This window comes from Siccirubricoccus soli, assembly GCF_024178315.1.
In the GTDB taxonomy this organism is placed as follows: Bacteria; Pseudomonadota; Alphaproteobacteria; order Acetobacterales; family Acetobacteraceae; genus Siccirubricoccus; species Siccirubricoccus soli.
On sequence record NZ_JAMZIK010000108.1, the window covers coordinates 17,443 to 30,675 of the forward strand.

General features: G+C 70.7%; 15 protein-coding genes and 1 other RNA gene. 4 read left to right on the forward strand and 12 right to left on the reverse strand.

Annotation, left to right across the window (positions count from 1 at the left end; translation table 11 throughout):
• Position 1 precedes the first annotated feature (1 nt).
• The 4 genes from NJ376_RS17300 to NJ376_RS17315 all read right to left on the reverse strand — a co-directional run bounded on the left by NJ376_RS17300 (position 2) and on the right by NJ376_RS17315 (position 3,177).
• Positions 2-154, reverse strand: coding sequence for a cbb3-type cytochrome oxidase subunit 3 (locus NJ376_RS17300; protein ID WP_252954534.1), 153 nt, complete (start codon positions 152-154; stop codon positions 2-4).
• 13 nt (positions 155-167) lie between these two features.
• On the reverse strand, positions 168-896 hold the full coding sequence (ccoO, locus tag NJ376_RS17305) for a cytochrome-c oxidase, cbb3-type subunit II (RefSeq protein WP_252954535.1): 729 nt from the start codon (positions 894-896) through the stop codon (positions 168-170).
• Between the two features lie 13 nt (positions 897-909).
• Positions 910-2,388, reverse strand: a complete 1,479-nt coding sequence (gene ccoN, locus NJ376_RS17310) for a cytochrome-c oxidase, cbb3-type subunit I (protein WP_252954536.1) — start codon at positions 2,386-2,388, stop codon at positions 910-912.
• A 63-nt stretch (positions 2,389-2,451) separates the two neighbouring features.
• A complete protein-coding gene (locus tag NJ376_RS17315) occupies positions 2,452-3,177 on the reverse strand; it encodes an urease accessory protein UreH domain-containing protein (protein WP_252954537.1) in 726 nt (241 codons plus the stop codon).
• 83 nt (positions 3,178-3,260) lie between these two features.
• On the opposite strand from NJ376_RS17315, the gene hemN reads away from it, so the two are divergent.
• Positions 3,261-4,658, forward strand: coding sequence for an oxygen-independent coproporphyrinogen III oxidase (gene hemN / locus NJ376_RS17320; RefSeq protein WP_252954538.1), 1,398 nt, complete (start codon positions 3,261-3,263; stop codon positions 4,656-4,658).
• A gap of 92 nt (positions 4,659-4,750) precedes the next feature.
• Here hemN and NJ376_RS17325 read toward each other — a convergent pair whose 3' ends face one another.
• The gene (locus tag NJ376_RS17325; RefSeq protein WP_252954539.1) at positions 4,751-5,230 is read right to left on the reverse strand and encodes a hypothetical protein; all 480 of its coding nucleotides are present in this window, start codon (positions 5,228-5,230) and stop codon (positions 4,751-4,753) included.
• 187 nt (positions 5,231-5,417) lie between these two features.
• Between NJ376_RS17325 and NJ376_RS17330 the strand changes: the two genes are divergently transcribed.
• Both NJ376_RS17330 and NJ376_RS17335 read left to right on the forward strand, forming a co-directional pair.
• Positions 5,418-6,191, forward strand: coding sequence for a Crp/Fnr family transcriptional regulator (locus tag NJ376_RS17330; RefSeq protein ID WP_370288378.1), 774 nt, complete (start codon positions 5,418-5,420; stop codon positions 6,189-6,191).
• A gap of 293 nt (positions 6,192-6,484) precedes the next feature.
• Positions 6,485-7,048, forward strand: coding sequence for a DUF2569 family protein (locus tag NJ376_RS17335; protein WP_252954540.1), 564 nt, complete (start codon positions 6,485-6,487; stop codon positions 7,046-7,048).
• An 11-nt stretch (positions 7,049-7,059) separates the two neighbouring features.
• Here NJ376_RS17335 and NJ376_RS17340 read toward each other — a convergent pair whose 3' ends face one another.
• The 7 genes from NJ376_RS17340 to NJ376_RS17370 all read right to left on the reverse strand — a co-directional run bounded on the left by NJ376_RS17340 (position 7,060) and on the right by NJ376_RS17370 (position 12,061).
• Positions 7,060-7,455 carry a VOC family protein gene (locus tag NJ376_RS17340; RefSeq protein ID WP_252954541.1) on the reverse strand — a complete coding sequence of 132 codons (396 nt, stop codon included), beginning with the start codon at positions 7,453-7,455 and terminating at the stop codon, positions 7,060-7,062.
• A gap of 5 nt (positions 7,456-7,460) precedes the next feature.
• Positions 7,461-7,853 (reverse strand): RidA family protein, encoded by a 393-nt coding sequence (locus tag NJ376_RS17345; RefSeq protein ID WP_252954542.1) that lies wholly within the window; start codon positions 7,851-7,853, stop codon positions 7,461-7,463.
• A gap of 150 nt (positions 7,854-8,003) precedes the next feature.
• On the reverse strand, positions 8,004-8,810 hold the full coding sequence (locus NJ376_RS17350) for a hypothetical protein (protein ID WP_252954543.1): 807 nt from the start codon (positions 8,808-8,810) through the stop codon (positions 8,004-8,006).
• Positions 8,811-8,827: 17 nt separating this feature from the next.
• Positions 8,828-10,429: a fumarate hydratase gene (locus NJ376_RS17355; protein WP_252954547.1), complete on the reverse strand. Its 1,602-nt coding sequence runs from the start codon at positions 10,427-10,429 to the stop codon at positions 8,828-8,830.
• 161 nt (positions 10,430-10,590) lie between these two features.
• Positions 10,591-11,085, reverse strand: a complete 495-nt coding sequence (locus NJ376_RS17360; RefSeq protein ID WP_252954544.1) for an SspB family protein — start codon at positions 11,083-11,085, stop codon at positions 10,591-10,593.
• A gap of 117 nt (positions 11,086-11,202) precedes the next feature.
• Positions 11,203-11,521: a transfer-messenger RNA gene (ssrA, locus tag NJ376_RS17365) on the reverse strand.
• 279 nt (positions 11,522-11,800) lie between these two features.
• Positions 11,801-12,061: a four-helix bundle copper-binding protein gene (locus NJ376_RS17370; RefSeq protein ID WP_252954545.1), complete on the reverse strand. Its 261-nt coding sequence runs from the start codon at positions 12,059-12,061 to the stop codon at positions 11,801-11,803.
• Positions 12,062-12,412: 351 nt separating this feature from the next.
• On the opposite strand from NJ376_RS17370, the gene NJ376_RS17375 reads away from it, so the two are divergent.
• Positions 12,413-13,233: YHS domain-containing protein (locus tag NJ376_RS17375; RefSeq protein ID WP_305879996.1), on the forward strand; the 821-nt coding region annotated here is incomplete at its 3' end.

Here is a 13,233-nt window from a genome sequence, read left to right on the forward strand (position 1 = left end):
CCTATTCGGCATCCCGCAGCGGGATCTGCCGCGCGGCATCGAAGGCTTGGCGCCGGGCGGGCCTGGAGGCCCAGATCGCGATCCCGGTGAAGAGCACGAAGAACCAGACCACCCAGAGCGTGGTCAGCGTGCCGTGCAGGTCGAGAAGGTCCATGATCCGCGCCTCCTCACTGCTGCCGGAGCTGCTGCGGCGTGACCTCGGAGAAGTCCACCAGCGTGCCGAGCATCTGCAGATAGGCGACCAGCGCATCCATCTCGGTGATCCGCGCCGGATCGGCATCGGCATCGACCTGCCGCGCCCGGGCGTAGCGTCCGGCGAAACCGCTGCCGTCGCTCTCCGGCCGCGCCTGGGCTTCAAGGTCGGCGCGGGCATTGGCGACCATCTCGTCGGTATAGGGCACGCCCACCGCGCGCAGCGTCGCCATGCGGTCGGCGATGCCGCGATAGTCCAGCGCCCGGTCGAGGAAGCCATAGGCCGGCATGATGGAGGCCGGCACCACGCTGCGCGGGTCGCGCAGATGCAGCACCTGCCACTCATCCGAATAGCGGCCGCCGACCCGCGCCAGATCCGGCCCGGTGCGCTTGCTGCCCCATTGGAAGGGGTGGTCGTACATGCTCTCCGCCGCCAGCGAGTAATGGCCGTAGCGCTCCCGCTCGTCGCGGAAGGGGCGGACCATCTGGCTGTGGCAGGTGTAGCAGCCCTCGCGGACATAGATGTCCCGGCCGGCGAGCTCGAGCGGCGTGTAGGGGCGGATGCCGCCGACGCGCTCGATGGTCTGCTCGACGGCGAAGAGCGGGATGATCTGCACCAGCCCGCCGATGGAGATGGTGATGAGGGTGAGGATGCCGAGCAGGATCAGGTTCCGCTCGATCTTCGCCTGGCTGAAGCCGAACATCGCGGGCTTCTCCTTACGCGGCGGCCGGCAGCGCGGCGGCAGCGGGGGCATTCGCCCCCACCGGCTGGCTGCGCACCGAGCGCCAGAGGTTGTAGGCCATGAGCACGGCGCCGCTGAGGTAGAGCAGGCCGCCGAGCGCGCGGATGACGTAGTAGGGGTGCATCGCGGCCACCGTCTCCACGAAGGAGTACTGGAGGAAGCCGAGATGGTCGTAGGCGCGCCACATCAGCCCCTGCATGATGCCGCTGACCCACATGGCGGTGATGTAGAGCAGGATGCCGAGGCTCGCGATCCAGAAGTGCCAGTTGGCGAGCTTCACCGACCAGAGCTGGGTGCGGCCCCAGAGCCGCGGCACCACCCAGTAGAGCACGCCGAAGGTGATGAAGCCGTTCCAGCCCAGCGCGCCGGAATGCACATGGCCGATGGTCCAGTCGGTGTAGTGGGAGAGCGCGTTGACCGCGCGGATCGACATCACCGGCCCCTCGAAGGTCGCCATGCCGTAGAAGCCGACGGCGGCGACGGCGAAGCGCAGGGCGGGGTCCGTCCGCAGCTTGTCCCAGGCGCCGGAGAGGGTCATCAGCCCGTTGATCATGCCGCCCCAGGAGGGCATCCAGAGCATGATGCTGAACACCATCCCCAGTGTCTGCGCCCAGTCCGGCAGTGCGGTGTAATGCAGATGGTGCGGGCCGGCCCAGATGTAGAGGAAGGAGATGGCCCAGAAGTGGATGACCGAGAGGCGGTAGGAATAGACCGGCCGCTCCGCCATCTTCGGGATGAAGTAGTACATCATGCCGAGGAAGCCGGCGGTCAGGAAGAAGCCGACAGCGTTGTGGCCGTACCACCACTGGATCATCGCATCCTGCACGCCGGCGGCGGCGGCGTAGCTCTTGGTGCCCAGCAGGCTCACCGGCAGCGCCGCATTGTTGCCGAGGTGCAGCACCGCGATGGTGATGATGAAGGCCAGGAAGAACCAGTTCGCCACGTAGATGTGGGGCTCCTCCCGCTTCAGGATGGTGCCGCCGAAGACCACGAGATAGGCGACCCAGACGATGGTCAGCCACCAATCGGCGTACCACTCCGGCTCGGCATATTCCTTGCCCTGGGTGATGCCGAGCAGGTAGCCGGTGCCGGCGATCAGGATGAAGAAATTGTAGCCCCAGAAGAGGAACCAGGCCGCATCCTCGCCGCCGAACAGCCGCGCCCGACAGGTGCGCTGGACCACGTAGAGGGAGGAGAGGAGCAACGCATTGCCGCCGAAGGCGAAGATCACCGCCGAGGTGTGCAGCGGCCGCAGCCGGCCGAAGCTGGTGTATTCCAGGCCGAGATTGAGCGCCGGCCAGGCGAGCTGCAGCGCGATGAACAGGCCGACGGCGAAGCCGGCAATGCCCCAGAACACCGTGGCGATGGCGAAGGCGCGCAGCGGCGCTTCCACATAGGCCGGCTGGCGCCGCAGCACGGGGGGCGACTCCGCGGCGGCGGAAACATCAGGCATGGATCATGCTCCTTTCGGCCATGGCGCCATCGCACGCGGCCGGCACGGGGTCCTTGACGGAGATCAAGCGAGGCTCCTGAGAGCGAGGGCGGCGAGCAGCGCGCCGTTCAGCAGCAGCAGCAGCGCCGCGGGGGTGGCGAGGCGGGCGCCGAAGCGCCGCGCGAAGAAGCGGCCGAGCAGGGCGGTGCCGGCCAGCGTGGGCATGGTGCCGAGGACGAAGCCGAGCATGGCGAGCGCGCCCGCCAGCGCGCCGCCGCTGCCCGCCGCGCCGGCCAGCGCGCCGTAGAGCAACCCGCAGGGCAGGGCGGAGAGCAGGAGACCAAGGGCGTAGCCGCGCAGCGGGCCGGGCGGCCCGGCCAGCAGCCGTCCCGCGGCGCCGAGCGGCAGGGCCGGCACGGGGAGCTTCGGCACCAGCGGCGCCAGCGCGGGCAGCCTTGCCGCGCCCTGCGCCAGCATGGAAGCGGCGGCGAGGCCGAGCGGCAGCGCGAGCAGCCCATGCGGCGCCCACTCCGCCACCGCCTGCCCGGCGCCGCCCGCGATGCCGCCGAGCAGCGCATAGCCGGTCGCCCGACCTGCCTGGTAGGGCAGCAGCAGCGCGCCCGAAAGCCGCCGCAGCGCACCGCCCTCCAGCCCGCCGCCCGTCGCAATCTGCGCCATGACGAAGGGCCCGCACATGCCGGCGCAATGCCCGACGCCGCCGGCCAGCCCGGCCAGCAGCATGGCGGCGAACAGCGCCGGATACGCCTTCCCGCCGATCGCGGCCAGGGCATGCAGGCAGTCAGCGAACATGCCGCACCATGCAGGGCAGGGCGCGGCGCCGCCTTGATCCAGGCCAAGGACGGCGCCGTACCGCCGCGCATGATCAGCGCATCATGATGCAGCCCGAACCGCGCCTGCCCACCGACCTGCTCCTCGCCGAGGCGCGGGTGCCGCGTTACACCAGCTACCCCACCGCCGCCGCCTTCGCCCCGCTGGAGGAAGCGCGCTACCGCGATTGGCTCGCCACCGACATCGCGCCGGACGACCCGCTCTCGCTCTATGTGCATGTGCCCTTCTGCCGCGAGCTCTGCTGGTATTGCGGCTGCAACACCAAACCGACACGCTCCGCGGCCCGCATCGCCGCCTATGCCGCGGCGCTGCTGGCGGAGCTCGACCTGCTGGCCGCCGCGCTGCCGGCGCATGGCGGCGTGCAGCATCTGCATTTCGGCGGCGGCACGCCCTCCATGCTCGGCGTGGCGGGAATCGATGCGGTGGTGCGCTCGCTGCGCGAGCGGCTGGGCTTCCGACCCGGCGCGGAACTGGCGATCGAGCTCGACCCCCGGCATGTCGAGCCGGCCCTGGCGGAGGGGCTGGCGACGGCCGGCTTCAACCGCGCCAGTCTCGGCGTGCAGGACATCGCGCCGGAGGTGCAGGCCCGCATCGGCCGGCTGCAGCCGGATGCGGTGGTGGTGGCCGCGGTGGCGCGGCTGCGCCAGGCCGGGATCGCCGCCATCAACCTCGACCTGATGTATGGCCTGCCGGGCCAGAGCGCGGCCCAGGTGGCGCGCACCGCGCAATTCGCCGCTTCGCTGCGCCCGGCCCGCCTCGCCGTCTTCGGCTACGCCCATGTGCCCTGGATGAAGCCGCATCAGCAGGCGATCGATGCCGCCGCCCTGCCCGATGCCGCGGTGCGGCTGGAGCAGGCGGCGGCCGCCGAATCCGTGCTGCGGCAATCCGGCTATGTGGCCATCGGCCTCGACCACTACGCCCGGCCGGAGGACAAGCTGGCCCTGGCCGCACAGGCCGGGCGGCTGCGGCGGAACTTCCAGGGCTACACCACCGATGCCGCGCCGGCGCTGCTCGGCCTCGGCGCCTCCGCCATCGGCCAGCTCCGCAGTGGCCAGGCGCAGAATGCCGCACAGGAGAAGGACTGGCTGGGTCTGGTGGCGGCAGGCCGCCTGCCCATCGTCCGCGGCGCGCCCACCAGCGCGGAGGAGCGGCTGCGCTGGCGGATGATCGAGCGGGTGATGTGCGATCTCGAACTCGACCTGCGGCCCGCCGCCTGGGGCCCCGGCGGTGCCGCGGTGCTGGAGACGGCGGCGCCGCGGCTCGCGGCGCTGGCGAGAGAGGGGCTGGTGCGGCTGCGCGACCAGCACCTGAGCCTTACCCTGCGCGGGCGGCGCTTCCTCCGCCTCGTCGCCGCCTGCTTCGACGCCAATCCGCAGCCCTGGCAGCGCCTGCTGGCAGGCGAGGCGGTCGCCGGACCGGCGCGGCATTCCGCCGCCGTCTGATCATCCCCACACCGTCGCTGCGCGACGCCGCGGGGGCCCCGGCTGCGCCAGGCGGTCGGATGTGTCGCGGCCTGCCGCCGCCGCGCTGCCCGCTACCCTGCCTCGGCCGCATTCACCGGCTTGGTCAGCAGCGTTGCCGCCAGCCTGTGGCCGCGCAGCTTGAGCCGGTCCGCCAGCGGGGCCGCCTGCGGGTGCAGCACGGAGCGCAGGCTGCGGCATTGCAGCCGGACGGCGATCCGCTCCAGCTCCGCGGTCAGCGCATCGATCACCGGCGCGGTGTCCAGCAGGTCCAGGGCGATGATGTGTTCCGCGGTCAGCACCCGCCCTTCCTCGAGGTCATGATCCCGCCGCCAGCAGCAGAGGCCGGAGGGAAAGGCCCGGCCGGGATGGCGAACGGTGGTCACCCCCTCCAGATTCGCCCGGCTCCTGGCCGTGGCGCGGCGGGCGAAGCGCAGCCACTCCGCCAGGCTCACCCGCGGCGCCACCGCCCGCACCAGCGGATAGGCCGGGCGGAATTCCGCTGGCTGCAGCGGCGCCACGATCAGGCTCGGCATCTCGGGCAGGTGGGCCATGCGCCGTTGTAGGGGCAGGCGGCGGCGCCCAGCCTTGTTGTGGATCAATCGCTTGGCCGCTTCCGCTTGCCTTGGCGGGGGCCGGGCCCTAGCTTGGGGGGTGCCGCAGCCTTGTGCCGGGTGCCCGGGAGACAGGCACCGCAGGACCACCGCCGGACGGCCACCACCCGGAAGCAGGGATGCCGTGATGAGGTCCATCAGCCCCGCCCCGCGGCCGCAAGCCGCTGCGCTCGCCAGCGGCGCGGCGCCGCTCGTCGTCCCCGACCCCTGCGCGCATTGCGATGCGCGGTCGGTCTCCGTCTGCTCCGCGCTGGAGGACAAGGATCTGCACCGCCTGGCCACCCTGGCCGAGGTGATGGAGGTGGCGCCGGGCGAGACCTTCATCGAGGAAGGCGAGACGCCGGAGCATTTCTTCAACGTCACCGGCGGCACCGTCCGGCTCTACAAGCTGCTGCCCGATGGCCGCCGGCAGATCACCGGCTTCGCCCGGCCCGGGCATTTCCTCGGCCTGGCGGTGGGGGAGGCGAATGCCTTCTCCGCCGAAGCGCTGGAGACCGTGCGGGTCTGCCGCTTCTCCCGCTCCCGCCTGCGGGCCGTGCTGGACGATTTCCCCGCCTTCGAGCGCCGCCTGTTGCGCTCGGCGGCGAATGAGCTGGTGGCGGCGCAGGAGCAGATGCTGCTGCTCGGCCGCAAGACGGCGCGGGAACGCGTTGCCTCCTTCCTGCTCGCCCAGGCGCGGCCGCTGCGCGCCTGTGACCCGCCGCCCGGCCGTTTCCACCTGCCCATGACGCGCACCGACATCGCCGACTATCTCGGCCTGACCATCGAGACGGTGAGCCGCACCATGACGCGGCTCAGGACCGAGAAGCTGATCGCCCTGCCGAGCCCGGCCGAGGTGGTGGTGCTGGATCGTGGGCGGCTGGAGGCGCTCGCTGGCGGCTTCGAGGAAGAGAGGATCTGACATCCTGGCCGGCACGCGGGCCGGCGGCCGGAAGAGCGCATCCTGGCCGACGCGATCCGCCGGCCTGGAAACACGTCGCTCGGCTACCCTGTTTCTGCCGCGAGACAGCCCATCGGGTGATCGCACCTGATCGTATATGCCCTGGTGGCCCGATCCCGAAGTCCTGCGGACTTCGTCCTCCGGCCACTGGCCTTTAAAATTCGAGTGGCCTGCCTGACCGCTCCGCTCGCTGGAGATCAGCGAACGTCGCGGGCAGGACACCAGGATCACCCGCCACGGGGGACGAGGGCGAGATGCAGGGGTTTTCCGCGTTCCACTGGCTGGTCGTCCTGCTCGTCATCGCCTTCCATGCCGTGCCGCTCTATCTGGCGATCAGCCGTGTCCGGCGGGAGAAGCGGGAAGGCCAGGGCCTCACCCCCGGCGCCAAGGGCTGGCTGTTCCTCCTCCTCTGGGGGCTCTGGGTCGCGCTGATCCTCTATGCCGTCGGCATGCTGAGCTACTACCAGGGCCCGGATGTGGGGGCAGCCTTCGGCGTCATCCCCGGGGTGATGATCGTCGAATCGGTGCAGAACCTGCTGCTCGGCGCCGCGCTGGTCGGCGTGCTGGTGCTGGCGACGCGGCGGTCCCGGCATTTCCGCTGGGCCTGGCTCGTCCTCGCCGTGGCGACCGCGCTGAACGCGCCGCTGAACCTCTGGATGGTCACCGATACGCTGCGCCGCCAGGACATCGCCTTCGATCCCCTGGCCGAGCTGGCCCCCGCCGATGTCGCGCGCTGGCTCGGCACCGTGCTCGGCCTGGCGCTCTGGACCGCCTATATCTTCCGCTCGCGTCGCGTGGCGCTGACCTTCACGCGCTGAGCTGCCGCGGCTCAGGAATAGGTGGAAACCTCGATGAGGTTGCCCTCCGGGTCCCGGCAATAGACCGAGCCCATGGGGCCGAGCGCGCCGGTGCGGGTCACCGGCCCCAGCTCGATGGTCAGGCCGCAGGCGTGGAAATGCGCGACGATGTCCTCCACCCGCACGGCGACGACGAAGCAGAGATCCTGGCTGCCCGGCACGCAATGCTCCGCCGCCAGCCAATCCGCCTGGGAAGCCTCGAAGGGCCGGAGGTTCAGCTTCTGCCCGCCGAATTTCAGCGCGATGCGCGGCGGGTGGCCGAAATCCTCCCGCTCCATCCCCAGCACGCGCTGGTACCAGGAGGCCATGAGCTCCACGTCGCGGCAATTGATGACGAGATGGTCCAGCCGGTCGACCGAAAAGCGCATGCGGCTCAGCCCTTCTTCGGCAGGCGGGCGGTGACCTCGATCTCGATCAGCATCTCCTCGCTCTGCAGCCCGGCGACAATCATGGTGGAGACCGGCTTGGCGCGGCCCAGATAGCGCTTCACCACCGGCCAGCAGGCCGGCCAGTCCGCCCGGTTCGGCAGAATGTAGAGGGTCCGCACCACGTCATCCAGGCTGGCCCCGGCCTCCGCCAGGGCTTTGGCGATATTCTCGAAGCACTGCTCCGCCTGGGCCACCACGCCCTCCCGCAGGGTCATGGTGCTGTAGTCGAAGCCGGTGGTGCCGGAGACCCAGACATGGTCGCCATCGACCACGGCGCGGGAATAGCCGATCTGCTCCTCGAAGGCGGAGCCGGAGGAGATGCGGCGGCGATCTGGCATGCGGAGTCTCCCGGGCGGCGGAGGCCCCCCGCATAGGGGCGCGGCGGGCGGGAGGCAAGCTTTCCCTCGGGGCGGAGTTCGGCACCGGGCTGGCCGCGCCCGTGGCACCTGCCCAGCCGCAATCGCCCCCTCACAGCGGCAATGGCCGGTTCAGAAGGACAGCAGCCGGACCAGCGCCTCGCCGAAGGCGGTGCGGTAGGAGATCACCCCGGCCAGCCCGGTCGCCACGCAGACGCAGACCGCGCCCGCCAGCGCCGCCCCCCAGCCGCGTCCCGCCTGCCGCAATCCGCGGAACAGGCACAGGGTGATGGCCAGCGGCGCGACGACCCCGAGCAGAGCAATCAGGCCGAACACCACGATCAGCCGATGCAGTTGCGCCTCGAAGCCCGGCAGCGGCGCGCCATCCGGCCCCACCAGCGTCGCCAGGTGCCGGGCGACTCCCAGCGCATCCTCCAGCCGGAACAGCAGGGCGCCGTAGAGCATGTTCCACAAGGTGGCGCTGGCCAGGGCGCTGAGGGCCAGCAGGAGGGCCGCGCGCACCGGCAGGCGCGGCCGCAGCAGCCGTGCCAGGGCCAGGGTCGTGCCGCATATCACCGCGGCCTCGAAGGCGTTGGCCACCATCCAGGGCGGCACCAAGGGCGTCAGCCCCGCCGGCGCCGTGGGCTGGTGCAGCACCAGCTCCAGCCCAGGCCAGGACTCCTCAGGTTGCAGGACGCCCTGCGCGACCGCCCACTCCCGCACCCGCAGCAGCGGCGCCACCACCGACTCCCGCAGGACCCGGCGCATGCTCTCGGCGATGAACTGGCCGCCGGCGATCAGCGCCAGCACCTGCGGCAGATAGGCGGCCGCCTCGGCCTCGGAGGCCGCGGGGCGGGAGGCCGGGTGTGGCGCCATGGCCAGCGCCCGGCGCAAGGTCAACCACCAGGCCCGGACATCAGCGAGGGTGCTGAGCGCCATGTCCGGGCCGGGGAGGGCTATTCCAGCCCCTCGTAGAAATCGTGGCCCTTGTCGTCCACCACGATGAAGGCGGGGAAATCCACCACCTCGATCCGCCAGACCGCCTCCATGCCGAGCTCCGGATACTCCAGCACCTCGACCTTCTTGATGCAGTCCTGCGCCAGCCTTGCGGCGGGGCCGCCGACCGAGCCCAGGTAGAAGCCGCCATAGGTCTGGCAGGCCTTCAGCACCGCTTTGCTGCGGTTGCCCTTGGCCAGCATCACCAGGGAGCCGCCGGCCTTCTGGAAGGCCTCCACATAGCTGTCCATGCGCCCCGCCGTGGTCGGGCCGAAGCTGCCGGTGGCGAAGCCCTGCGGCGTCTTGGCCGGGCCGGCGTAATAGACCGGATGGTTCTTGATGTAGTCCGGCAGGCCCTCGCCGCGGTCCAGCCGCTCCTGCAGCTTGGCATGGGCGATGTCGCGCGCCACCACCATGGTGCCGGTGAGGGAGACGCGGGTCTTCACCGGGTACTTCGACAGCGTCGCCCGGATCTGGTCCATCGGCTGGTTCAGGTCGATCCTGACCACTTCGCCGCCGAGGATCTCGTCCGTCGTCTCCGGCAGGTAATGCGCCGGGTCGCGCTCCAGCGCCTCCAGGAACACGCCCTCCGGCGTGATCTTGGCCTTGATCTGTCGGTCGGCCGAGCAGGAGACGCCGATGCCGATGGGCAGGCTTGCGCCATGCCGTGGCAGCCGCACCACCCGCACGTCGTGGCAGAAATACTTGCCGCCGAATTGCGCGCCGATGCCGAGGTTCTGGGTCAGCTTGTGCACCTCCGCCTCCAGCCCCGTGTCGCGGAAGGCGTGGCCCGACTTGTCGCCGCTGGTCGGCAGCGCATCCAGCCATTTCGTGCTGGCCAGCTTCACCGTCTTCAGCGTCGTCTCGGCGCTGGTGCCGCCGATGACGATGGCCAGGTGGTAGGGCGGGCAGGCGCTGGTCCCCAGCGTCTTGATCTTCTCTTCGAGGAAGGCGAGCAGCTTCGGCTTGTTCAGCACCGCCCGCGTCTGCTGGAAGAGGAAGGTCTTGTTGGCGCTGCCGCCGCCCTTGAGGACGAACATCAGGTGGAATTCGTCGGCGTGGTGCTCGCCGGGCGCCGCCATGATGGAGAAATCCACCGGCAGGTTGTTGCCGGTGTTCACCTCATCATACATGGTCAGCGGTGCCATCTGCGAATAGCGCAGATTGGTCTCGGTATAGGTGCGGTGGACGCCGAAGCTGATCGCTTCCTCCTCGTCCCCCTCCACCCAGACGCGCTGGCCCTTCTTGCCGAAAACGATCGCCGTGCCGGTGTCCTGGCACATCGGCAGCACGCCGCCGGCGGCGATGTTGGCGTTCTTCAGCAGGTCGAGCGCGACGAACCGGTCATTCGCGCTCGCCTCCGGGTCCTTCAGGATGTTGGCGAGCTGCTGCAGATGCGCCGGGCGCAGCAGGTGGGAGACATCCTTGCAGGCGGCGACGGCCAGCGCCTCCAGCGCTTCCGGCTTCACCTTGAGAACGGTCCGCCCCTCCACCTGCACGGTGCTGATGCCCGGGATGTCGAGCTTCCGCCAGGCGGTGTCGTCCGCCCCCAGCGGGAACATCGGGCTGTAGCGGAAATTCTCCGGCTTGGCGGGGGCTGGGTCGGAAGCAGCGTCGAGGGGTGGGGTCACTTGCGGTCTCCGGGCCTTGCCCCCGGTGTACCGCCAGCCGCAGGGCCAGCCAAGGTCGCGCCTGCCCCGCGGCGGGGGCAGGGCACGCGCCGCTACTCCCGCTTGCGGCGGAAGGCGTCCAGGCTGACCACCTGCGGCTTGGCCTCCGCCTCGGGCGCCCCGGCCGCCACCGCCGGGGGGGCGTCCGGCACCGCTGCGGCAACGGGCTCGGGCGGCTGGAACCGCAGGCCGAAGCGGACATGCGGGTCCGCGAAGGCGGTCAGCGCCGCGAAGGGGATGGTCAGCATGGCCGGCACCCCGCCGAAGGACAGCCCGACCGAGAAGCTGCTGCCGCTGGCATCCACGCTGAGGTCCCAGAATTTGTGCTGCAGCACGATGGTCATCTCTTCCGGGTAGCGTGCCTTCAGATGGCCGGGCAGGTGGACGCCCGGGGCATCGGTCCGGAAGGTCAGGTAGAAATGGTGCTCGCCGGGCAGGCCATGCTTCGCCACATGGCGCAGGGCGTCACGCGGAACGGCACGCAGCGCCTCTTCGGTCCAGCTGGAATAGGGGAGCTGGCTCTCCGGCGGCGAGGCGGTCTCGGTCATTATGCGGGTCCTTCTCACCCTGTTCTGGGCGCGGGCATGGCAAGTCCCATGCCTGGCATCGCGCAGGCTTTGCATAGGCCATGCCGAGGAACCACGGAAGTGTGAGTGGAAAATGAAAGTGGGGGGCTTCTGTTGCCCGGCGCCCCCCGAGCCGCGCTTAATGCTACTGTTTAGGCAGCAACAGCGAGTGCGTCGTTGTCGTTCGCACTTATGTTCGGCCCGATAACGGCGGAACCATGCCGAGCAGCACACTGACCTTTCAACGCTGGTCGAACCTATTTCGCCCCCCTGGCGCCGGGTGTCCGGCGAAGGGAAGTGGTGGAGGCGGCGGGAATCGCACCCGCGTCCCAAGACGCCTAGTGAATCAGCGGTCTACTGCCATAGTCGGCGAACCGACCCCGGCAATTTAGGAAGGCCGCCGGCCGATCGCAAGCCCTGCCGGCCGACAGGCGCATGGCGTACGGCCTGCCGCGCTGCGCTGCCGGCGCTCGGCCGGCCGCGTCATCCGCTGCGGCGCCATGCCTTCCAGGGCGAAGTCAGCGCAGCCGGATCGGCTTGGGATGCGGCGGCCCGCCACCCTCGGTGGCGAGCGGGCCTGCCCGGGCAGCGTGCCGGAACAAGCCGGAGGGCATGGTGCTGCCCGGCGCCCGGCAGGCGGGCCACGGACCCCGGCGCGAGCCGGCCGATGCCGCCACGGGCAGGGCAGGCATCCGCCTCAGGCTGCCATCCGGCGGCAGCTTTCGGCGCAGCGGCGGCAGGCCTCGACGCATTCCTGCATGCCGCCCACCGCTTCACAGCTTTTGGCGCAGTCCTCGCAGATCTGGGCGCAGGCCCCGCAGGTGGTCCTGTGGTGAGGGGTACCGATGAGCATGAAATTGGCCGCCGTCTGGCACATCTCGGCGCAAGCCAGCATCAACCTGAAATGCTGCGGCTCCACATGCTTGCCGCCCTGCTCCAAGCAATGGGTCATCGCCATGCCGAGGCAGGTGCTGTGGCAACGCAGGCAGTCCTCGATGCAGGCACGCATCTCCGCGGGCATCTGATACATGTCGTCTCCCTTGCGAAGGCGCCTTGGCTGGCGGTGGGCGGAGGCGGCGCCAGAGCCTCCCCCTCCGGCATCCGGGCCGCCGCCGGATGCGCCGGGCGTCGGCCTGGCCCGGCGAGGGCCCTGCCGACCCCGGGTGAACCCCGGGCCACCCCCGGGGGTTTGCCCCCGCCATGGCAACAAGGCCGGCGCCCGGCTTGACCTTCCCACCATGGGAAGCACCACCTTGCCGCCATCGACGAAAATCGGCCCGTCAAGGCGGACCACCCGGGAGACGGCAGCATGAGCAGTCAGCACCACGGCCACGGGCATGAGCATGACGGCGGGGGGCGCGCGCATCGGCACGGGCCCTGCTGCGCCCATGGCCAGGCTGACCATGTCCATGGGCATCAAGCCCTGGCAGGCGCGGCGCTGGCCGAGTCCAGCCCGGCCACCGACCCGGTCTGCGGCATGCAGGTGAACCCGGCCACCTCGAAGCACCGGCTGGAGCATGGCGGGACCACCTTCCACTTCTGCTGCGCCGGCTGCCGGACGAAATTCGCAGCCGATCCGGAGAAGTACCTGCAGCCGAAGGCGGCCGCCGCGCCGACGCCGGCGCAACAGGCCGCCACCTACACCTGCCCCATGCACCCGGAGATCCGCCAGCAGGGGCCGGGAAGCTGCCCCCTCTGCGGCATGGGGCTGGAGCCGCTGGAGATCACCGCCGAGGCCGTCCCCAATGCGGAGCTGGCCGACATGACGCGGCGGTTCCGGATCGGGCTGGCGCTGGCGCTGCCCGTCATGCTCCTGGAGATGGGCAGCCACATCCCCGGCCTGCACCGCCTCGTCCCGCCCACGGCCTCCACCTGGATCCAGTTCCTGCTTGCGACGCCGGTCGTGCTCTGGGCGGGTTGGCCCTTCTTCCTGCGCGGCTGGCAGTCGGTGGTGAACCGCAGCCTGAACATGTTCAGCCTGATCGCCCTCGGAACCGGTGCCGCCTATCTCTACAGCGTAGCTGCCACGCTCGCGCCCGGCCTCTTCCCCGCCGGGTTCCGGGGCATGGATGGCGAGGTCGCCGTCTATTTCGAGGCAGCCGCCGTCATCACCGTGCTGGTCCTGCTCGG

Coding starts and splice junctions, on each gene's coding strand:
- NJ376_RS17370 (WP_252954545.1), bottom strand. CDS start 12,061: ATGGCGATGACCCATTGCTTGGAGCAGGGCGGCAAGCATGTGGAGCCG.
- NJ376_RS17360 (WP_252954544.1), bottom strand. CDS start 11,085: ATGACCGAGACCGCCTCGCCGCCGGAGAGCCAGCTCCCCTATTCCAGC.
- NJ376_RS17315 (WP_252954537.1), bottom strand. CDS start 3,177: ATGTTCGCTGACTGCCTGCATGCCCTGGCCGCGATCGGCGGGAAGGCG.
- NJ376_RS17335 (WP_252954540.1), top strand. CDS start 6,485: ATGCAGGGGTTTTCCGCGTTCCACTGGCTGGTCGTCCTGCTCGTCATC.
- hemN (WP_252954538.1), top strand. CDS start 3,261: ATGATGCAGCCCGAACCGCGCCTGCCCACCGACCTGCTCCTCGCCGAG.
- ccoO (WP_252954535.1), bottom strand. CDS start 896: ATGTTCGGCTTCAGCCAGGCGAAGATCGAGCGGAACCTGATCCTGCTC.
- NJ376_RS17340 (WP_252954541.1), bottom strand. CDS start 7,455: ATGCGCTTTTCGGTCGACCGGCTGGACCATCTCGTCATCAATTGCCGC.
- NJ376_RS17325 (WP_252954539.1), bottom strand. CDS start 5,230: ATGGCCCACCTGCCCGAGATGCCGAGCCTGATCGTGGCGCCGCTGCAG.
- NJ376_RS17300 (WP_252954534.1), bottom strand. CDS start 154: ATGGACCTTCTCGACCTGCACGGCACGCTGACCACGCTCTGGGTGGTC.
- ccoN (WP_252954536.1), bottom strand. CDS start 2,388: ATGCCTGATGTTTCCGCCGCCGCGGAGTCGCCCCCCGTGCTGCGGCGC.
- NJ376_RS17330 (WP_370288378.1), top strand. CDS start 5,418: ATGAGGTCCATCAGCCCCGCCCCGCGGCCGCAAGCCGCTGCGCTCGCC.
- NJ376_RS17345 (WP_252954542.1), bottom strand. CDS start 7,853: ATGCCAGATCGCCGCCGCATCTCCTCCGGCTCCGCCTTCGAGGAGCAG.
- NJ376_RS17350 (WP_252954543.1), bottom strand. CDS start 8,810: ATGGCGCTCAGCACCCTCGCTGATGTCCGGGCCTGGTGGTTGACCTTG.
- NJ376_RS17355 (WP_252954547.1), bottom strand. CDS start 10,429: ATGTTCCCGCTGGGGGCGGACGACACCGCCTGGCGGAAGCTCGACATC.